The sequence below is a fragment of the Paenibacillus sp. oral taxon 786 str. D14 genome, assembly GCF_000159955.1.
Classification (GTDB): domain Bacteria; phylum Bacillota; class Bacilli; order Paenibacillales; family Paenibacillaceae; genus Fontibacillus; species Fontibacillus phoenicis.
The window spans coordinates 365,733-373,624 of the sequence record NZ_GG695973.1 but is presented as its reverse complement, the minus strand read 5'-3'; the positions used below and the strand labels follow the sequence as shown (position 1 = coordinate 373,624).

Here is a 7,892-nt window from a genome sequence, read left to right as displayed (position 1 = left end):
GCGGGCTTGACTTTAGTGCGGTGGTTTCATACAATCTAAAAATAACAGTTGACGTCACGTCTATGGCGTGAATGAAAACGAATAGGTATTCGATGACGGGACAAAGTAGTTTAACCCCACACCCACAGAGAGGAATCCCCGACTTCGTTGCAGCAGACGGATCAATCGTATTCGTTAGGCGTGTGGTGAAGCAGGCTGGAAGGATTCTGATGATGATTAGACGAAAGACTTCCCCGAGAACCGGCGGCGAAATCAAAGGTGGCTAATGGCTTCCCTTCGAGAGTAGACGTGCGGCGTAGGCGGGCGATAACCGCTTGAAGCGAATTGAGATGCTGGGAGGCTGAATAAGAGCAGCTTTGAAGCGTCGACATTCGGAATGTGGGTGGCACCACGGGTGATTGCGTAACGATCTCTCGTCCCTGTTTGAATCAAACAGGAACGGGAGATTTTTTATATTGGCTTACGAGTCTGAGATGGAGGATGAACAATATGGCTTTTCAGAAACCGACGGGCACGCAGGATATCTTGCCAGGAACCGTCGAGAAATGGCAGTTTATTGAGGAGAAGGCCAGAGACTTGTGCCGGCGTTTTAATTACCGGGAAATTCGGACCCCGATCTTTGAACAAACCTCGCTGTTTGAACGGGGCGTTGGGGAGACGACGGATATCGTCGAGAAGGAAATGTATACGTTCCTGGATAAAGGGGATCGCAGCATGACGCTGCGTCCAGAAGGGACGGCTGGGGTTGTTCGTTCCTATGTGGAGAACAAGATGTACGGCGAACCGGACGTCAGCAAGCTGTATTACATCGGGCCGATGTTCCGCTATGAGCGCCCGCAAGCAGGACGTCAACGCCAGTTCCATCAGTTTGGGGTGGAGGCGTTTGGAGCAATCGATCCGGCGATCGATGCCGAAGTTGTGGCACTAGGATATCAGTTTTGCCGGGAGCTGGGTCTTCAAGGGGTGAAGGTGGAGATTAACTCCGTTGGCAATCCATCCAGTCGGGCGGCTTACCGCGAGAAGCTGCTGGAGTTCCTGCTGCCGATGAAGGACAGCTTGTGCAAAGACTGCCAAGCTCGGATTGAACGCAATCCGCTGCGTGTGCTGGACTGTAAGACGGACCAGGATAAATTCGACGGGGCGCCGTCGATTCTGGATAGTTTGGATGAGGAGTGCACCACGCATTTTGCGAAGGTTCAGGAGCTGCTGAGCGCGATGGAGATCGACTATGAAATCAATCCACGCCTTGTTCGCGGGTTGGACTACTACACGCACACCGCTTTTGAATACAAAGCCCAAGGGATCGGCGCCATCGATACGATTGGCGGCGGCGGCCGTTATAACGGGCTGGTGGCGGAAGTGGGCGGTCCTGACCAACCGGGCATCGGCTTCGGGATGGGGCTTGAACGGATTGCGCTGATTTTGGAAAAGCAAGAGATCGAGCTCGGCGCCGTCAAGCCGCTGGATGTGTATCTGATTGCCTTAGGCGAAGCTGCGGAGAAGGAGATTACGACCCAGCTGTTTAAGCTGCGGCAAGCGGGATTCTCTGCGGAACGCGATTATCTGGGCCGGAAGATGAAGGCGCAAATGAAATCCGCTGACCGGATGCAGGCGCGCTATACCGCAATTCTCGGCGACGATGAGCTGCAGCGCGGGGAAATCGCGCTGAAGTCGATGGACAGCGGCGAGCAGCGTACCGTGAAGTTAAGCGAATTGCTGAATGAGTTGCAGTAACCTAAACAACTACAAAAACAAAACGCGAAGAAAAGGGGAGTTACGATGAAACGAACGCATCATTGCGGCGCGCTGAGCACCGCGAACATCGGGGAAACCGTTACATTAAACGGCTGGGTGCAAACCCGCCGGGACTTGGGGGGTGTCCTGTTCATCGATCTGCGCGACCGCAGCGGCATTGTGCAAATCGTCTTTAACCCGGCTTATTCCGGCGAAGCGCTGAAAATTGCCGACCGCGTGCGCAGCGAATACGTGCTGGCCGTTACCGGGAAAGTGGTAGCCCGTGATCCTGAAACGGTCAACCCGAACCTGCCAACCGGCGATATCGAAGTGCAAATTACCGAAATCGAAGTGTTGAACGCAGCTAAAACGCCGCCGTTTTTCATTGAAGACGGCATCGAAGTGGATGAATCGCTGCGTCTGAAATATCGTTACCTCGACCTGCGCCGTCCGGAAATGCAGCAAACGTTGTGGCTGCGCTCCAAGGCGGCGAAGGTATTCCGCGATTTCCTTGACGGAGAAGGCTTCATTGAGGTGGAAACTCCGATCTTGACCAAGAGCTCGCCGGAAGGGGCACGCGATTACCTTGTGCCAAGCCGCGTGCATCCGGGAGAATTTTTTGCCCTGCCGCAATCGCCTCAGCTGTACAAGCAGTTGCTGATGGTCAGCGGCATCGAGCGTTACTACCAAATCGCCCGCTGCTTCCGCGATGAGGACCTGCGTGCCGATCGTCAGCCGGAGTTTACCCAGGTCGACATCGAGACTTCGTTCCTATCGCGCGACGAGCTGCTCGAGATGATGGAGAAGTTGATCGTACGCCTGTTCAAAGAAACGAAAGGCATTGATATTCCTACGCCATTCCAACGCATTAGCTATGCTGACGCGATGGATAAGTACGGCTCGGACAAACCGGACCTCCGTTTCGGTTTAGAACTGGTGAACGTCAGCGATCTTGTGGCCAATAGCGGCGTTAAGGTATTTTCTTCTGTCATTGAAAAGGGCGGGGAAGTCAAAGTACTGAACGCTAAAGGCTGCGGGACTTGGAGCCGTAAGGACATTGACGATCTTGGACCGTATGCAGCCCGCTACGGAGCCAAAGGTCTGGCCTGGATTCAAGTGAAGGAAGGCGAGTTCCGCGGTCCGATTGTGAAGTTCTTTACGGAGCAGGAGATCGAAGCGATTAAGGAACGCACCGGCGCCGAAGAAGGTGACCTGCTGCTGTTCTCCGCCGATAACAAGAAGGTTGTTGCCGACGTCCTCGGCGCATTGCGTCTGAAAATCGGCCGCGATCTTGGTCTGATTGACGACAGCGTGTATAAATTTGCATGGGTTGTAGACTTCCCGCTGCTTGGCTGGGATGAAGAGCAAAAACGCTACGTCGCTGAGCACCATCCATTCACCCGTCCGCGCGACGAGGATCTGCCGCTGTTTGACACCGATCCGGGCAAAATCCTCGCGCAAGCGTACGATCTCGTGCTGAACGGTTATGAAGTTGGCGGCGGTTCGATGCGGATTTACAAACGCGACGTACAAGAGAAGATGTTCAAGGCGATCGGCTTGTCGCCGGAAGAAGCTCAAGATAAATTCGGCTATTTGATGGATGCGTTCGAATACGGTACGCCGCCACACGGCGGGATCGCCTTCGGCTTCGATCGTCTGGTCATGCTGCTGGCTGGCCGTTCCAACCTGCGTGAGACCATTGCCTTCCCAAAAACAGCGAGCGCTACGGACTTACTGATGAACTCGCCTTCGGAAGTCGACGGATCGCAGCTGGATCAGCTGCACATCAAGCTGGCTCCCAAACTGGCAGAAGTAAAGAAATAATCGGTTAAGATGTCAACCTAACGGAGGTACACTGACCATGCTTCATCAATTTTCGCGGACAGAACTCGCCATCGGGGCAGAGGGTCTGGATATTCTCAAGAAAAGCACGGTTGCCGTGCTTGGCGTCGGCGGCGTAGGAGCGATGGCCGTCGAAGGGCTGGCCAGAACCGGAATCGGCCGGATTATCATGATCGACAAGGATGTTGTCGATATCACCAACATTAACCGGCAAATTCATGCGCTGACGACGACGATCGGACAGAAGAAAGCCGATCTGATGCGCGAACGGATCAAGCTCATTAACCCGGAGTGCGAAGCGATTGCGCTGAATATGTTCTACACGGAAGAAACTTACGAAGAGCTGTTTAAGTACGATATCGATTATGTACTGGACGCTTCGGATACGATTACGTACAAAATTCACCTGATCAAGCAATGCTTGCAGCGGGGCATCCCGATCTTGTCGAGCATGGGGGCTGCCAACAAAATGGACCCGACGAAATTCCAGGTTGCGGATATTTCGAAAACCCATATGGACCCCATGGCTCGTGTGATTCGCACGAAGCTGCGAGAGGACGGGATCAAGAAGGGCGTTAAGGTCGTTTTCTCGACTGAACCGCCGGTACGACCGCGCAAGGACGTCACGGAGAAAATCGCGCCAGCCGGCGCAAAAATCCGCAAGGCGAAGCAGCCGCCGGCCAGCAACTCGTTTGTGCCGCCGGTGGTCGGCCTAATTATGGTCAGCGCAGCAGTGCGTGAACTGCTAGAGCGCGGCGGCGTTAGTGTGTAAATCCGGAGCTCGTCAAGAAGCTGCGGTTACCTGCGGACAGCGACCGCGTGCTCGTGCTGGATGCGCCGGCCGGGTAGGTGGAGCAGCTGGGCTTAAGCTCGGAACAAACGCGAAGCGGCAGCCCTCACCGCCGCCGGAAACGCCGGAAGATCTAGCGGCAGCGCTGAGCGGGTTAGCCCCTTCGCATAAGAAGGCGTATATCGAGTGGATCTTGGATGCCAAACGTGCAGACACATGAGCGAGCCGGATTGCTCAAACCGTGGAGAAGTTTAAGGCAGGCTTAAAGCGCCCGTCGGATAAAGCATAGAAAAAATAAGACGCTGGGATTAGGCTTGTTAGACAAGTCTACCAGCGTCTTATTTTTTTGAGAAAATTCGCCTTTTGACCTGAGGTAGTGGTATAATGGAACTCCTTTTGAGTCTGGAGTACACAAAAACCTTAGGAGGTAACTGAAATGAATGATTTTCAAAGTGCCTATCAAGAAGAGAAGGCGCGGCTGGACCGCACCTTGGAAGAGATCGATCGGCAGCTGCAACGGCTGCGTTCGATTCCGGTGTACACCGGACATGACTTTACCGAGCAGCTCCTCGAGGAGAATCGGGAAACCCAGCGGAAGCAGCTGGAGCAGTCGATTCAAGAGCCGTATTTTGGCCGGCTGGATTTTGAGGAGCGCAGGGGAAGAAGAAAGCCGCTTTATATTGGCAAGGTCGGGGTGGGCGATCCGGATGGCAAAGACCCCATTGTCATCGATTGGCGCGCGCCTGTGGCTAGTTTGTTCTACTCGTTTACCGGCGGGGACGATGCTTCGTATGAAGCGCCTGAAGGCTTGATCGAAGGCTTGGTGTACTTGAAGCGCAACATCGTGATCCGCAAAGGCATCCTGGACCGGGTCGTGGATACGTATAACCGCGACAGCGACGGTCCGGCCGTATCAGATGAGTTCCTCGTGTACCGGCTTGGTGAGAACAAGGACAACCGCCTGCGTGACATCGTCTCGACCATTCAGGCCGAGCAGGACCGAATTATCCGGGCGGCGAAAAATACGGCGCTGATTATCCAAGGCGTAGCCGGCAGCGGGAAAACGACCGTGGCGCTGCATCGGCTGGCTTTTTTGCTGTATCAATATAAGGAACAGATTAAGGCGGAACGTTTAGTTATTTTTGCACCCAACCATATGTTTATCGACTATATATCCGAAGTGCTGCCCGAGCTTGGGGTCGGGGATATCCAGCAAAGCACGTTCAGTGATTGGGCGGCTAAGGTGCTGGGACTGGACGAGGTCCCAAGCGATGGATCGGAGGCGTTGTCCCGCTGGTTTGACGGCGGAGCGACAGGGGCGGAAACGTGGCAGGATACAGAGCTGCCGGGACGCTTCAAGGGCTCGATGGCGTTTAAGGAGATCATCGATGCGTCGGTAAGTACGCTTGAGTCGGCCTGTGTTCCTGAGGGCGATTTCGAGCCTTGGGAAGGCGCTCGGCTGCCGCGTAAGGAGATCTTGGCCTGGTTCGAAGGCGAATACCGCCATTTTCCAGTGGCACGGCGCAAGGAACGGGTGCTGGCGCGGATCCATCGCTGGATCGAGATGGAACTGAAGAAGGCGCCGTCGGCGGCGGCCCTGAAGGACCTAAAGAAAAAAGCCCAGCAACGGGAAAAAAGCTATGCGAAAAAATGGCCGGAGCTGACGCCGCTCAGCCTCTACAGGGAGCTGTTTGGCATCCGGAGAAGCGGCGGCACGGAAGGAATGGCCGATGTCTCCGACCGGATACCGCCGGGCATCTGGAAGGAGACGCAGGCGCGCTTAAAGAAAAACGTCGTCAAGGAAGAGGATTTGGCCGCCCTTTTGTATTTATATACTTTGATCCACGAAATCGACGGCAATCTGACCTTCGACCACGTCGTGATCGACGAGGCTCAGGACTTTACGCCGTTTCAGGTATATGTGTTGGACCGTTTTGTCAAAGGGCACTCCTTTACGATTCTCGGAGATTTGTCCCAAGGGATCCATTACTACAAAGGGGTACGTAGTTGGGAAGAAATGCAAGTTTTGTTCCGGCCGGAGGAGACCGCTTATTTCGCATTAACGCGCAGCTACCGGTCAACGATGGAGATCATCCAATTCGCCAACGATATCCTGGAACGGGGTGTAGATACGGAATTGCTGGCGGTCCCGGTATTCCGCAGCGGGGAGCCAGTGCGGCTGTTAGAAGCGGATAGTGAGCAGTGGCTGCCGTTAATTCGGAAGGCGTTGGACAAGGTGCTGGGCGGCTCGTTCCGTACGGTAGCCGTATTAACCCGAACGATGCGGGAGGCAGAGGAGCTGCATGCCGCGTTAATCCAAGGTGGGCTGGAAGTCAACCTGATTACCGGGGAGCTGACGCAATACGCCGGTGGGATCTCGGTGCTGCCGGTGTACCTGTCAAAGGGCCTGGAGTTTGATGCGGTGATCGTGACTGATGTTGACCGGGAGCATTACGGCCCCAAGGACGCCAAGCTCCTGTACGTCGGCTGCACCCGCGCCCTGCACGAGCTATGGCTGCTGCACGGCAAGGAGCTGCCGGATTACGTCCCGGGCGAGGGTTCGACGGACAATGCCGTTAGGACGAGCTTAGAGGCGTAAGGGTACGGGGCGTGAGTTGGCGGCTGATTATAGGGGAAGGTCCTGTCCCCTTTGCCCCTTTTGCGGTATTATCCCTTTTGTTCAGGTGAAGGCGGACGAGAAAGTGCATGCGGATTGGATGTGGAGATGTGGGATTAGCAAGCTCTTTGGTGGTCTTTTGCAGCATTATCCCTTTTGTTCAGGTGAAGGGCGCAACATGCACACCAGGCAGGCTTTACTCGGAAACCTTCCTGGGCGGCGAAGCGCAAAAGTCACGCGTCCGGAAATGTGTTCGATTTTTCATATATAATTTACCGGAAAAAGCGAAAAAACCGAATTGTATTCGGTTTTTCGCATAGATTCTGGGCAAACACCTTCAGTAGGCGCGAATGTATATGAAATTTCATATACATTTAGCCAAAATCGCTCAAAGCCGCCCAAATGTATTCGGTTTTTCATATAGAATCACATAACGTGGTCTCTTCAATGTACGGATTGCGGATACATGTGGTGGTTTATAAGCTTATCGCTTCTTCCCTATGGAACATAAAACGTGTACTTTGATCATACGTCGTCCTGCATGAACTCGTCCAGCCACCGATCGGCTTTGCTCTGGTTGCAGAGATTGCAGGCGCAGACGCAGTTTACCGGGGTCGTGTGACCGCCCTTGGCTCTTGGCAGCAGGTGGTCGATCGTATCGCCGTACTCCCCGCAGAAGAAGCAGGTGTAATCATCCCGCGTCAAAATATAATGGCGGAACGCTTTGTTCGTGTACAAACGCCGGATGGTGAAGGGGTTCACGACGACGGCCATATGCTCGCGCACGAGTGTGACCGCCAGATCATAGTCGATCTCCTGTTGCCAGCGCCGACCTTTGTCGGTACGCCCGCGCAGGCGGATCATGCCATTGCGGTTCGGTCGCAGGGTCCGGACGTCGGGACCCTCGAC

5 protein-coding genes are annotated in these 7,892 nt (G+C 54.6%); 4 read left to right on the top strand and 1 reads right to left on the bottom strand.

What is annotated here, in order from left to right; translation table 11 throughout:
* The first annotated feature begins 489 nt into the window (after positions 1-489).
* The 4 genes from hisS to POTG_RS08370 all read left to right on the top strand — a co-directional run bounded on the left by hisS (position 490) and on the right by POTG_RS08370 (position 6,965).
* On the top strand, positions 490-1,734 hold the full coding sequence (gene hisS / locus POTG_RS08385; RefSeq protein WP_036644725.1) for a histidine--tRNA ligase: 1,245 nt from the start codon (positions 490-492) through the stop codon (positions 1,732-1,734).
* 45 nt (positions 1,735-1,779) lie between these two features.
* The gene (gene aspS, locus POTG_RS08380; RefSeq protein WP_009224400.1) at positions 1,780-3,558 is read left to right on the top strand and encodes an aspartate--tRNA ligase; all 1,779 of its coding nucleotides are present in this window, start codon (positions 1,780-1,782) and stop codon (positions 3,556-3,558) included.
* A 37-nt stretch (positions 3,559-3,595) separates the two neighbouring features.
* The gene (locus POTG_RS08375; RefSeq protein ID WP_009224399.1) at positions 3,596-4,348 is read left to right on the top strand and encodes a tRNA threonylcarbamoyladenosine dehydratase; all 753 of its coding nucleotides are present in this window, start codon (positions 3,596-3,598) and stop codon (positions 4,346-4,348) included.
* 454 nt (positions 4,349-4,802) lie between these two features.
* The gene (locus tag POTG_RS08370; protein WP_009224398.1) at positions 4,803-6,965 is read left to right on the top strand and encodes a HelD family protein; all 2,163 of its coding nucleotides are present in this window, start codon (positions 4,803-4,805) and stop codon (positions 6,963-6,965) included.
* A gap of 543 nt (positions 6,966-7,508) precedes the next feature.
* On the opposite strand, the gene POTG_RS08365 is transcribed toward POTG_RS08370, so the two are convergent.
* A partial coding sequence (locus tag POTG_RS08365) for an HNH endonuclease (protein ID WP_036644722.1) occupies positions 7,509-7,892 on the bottom strand: 384 nt, incomplete at its 5' end.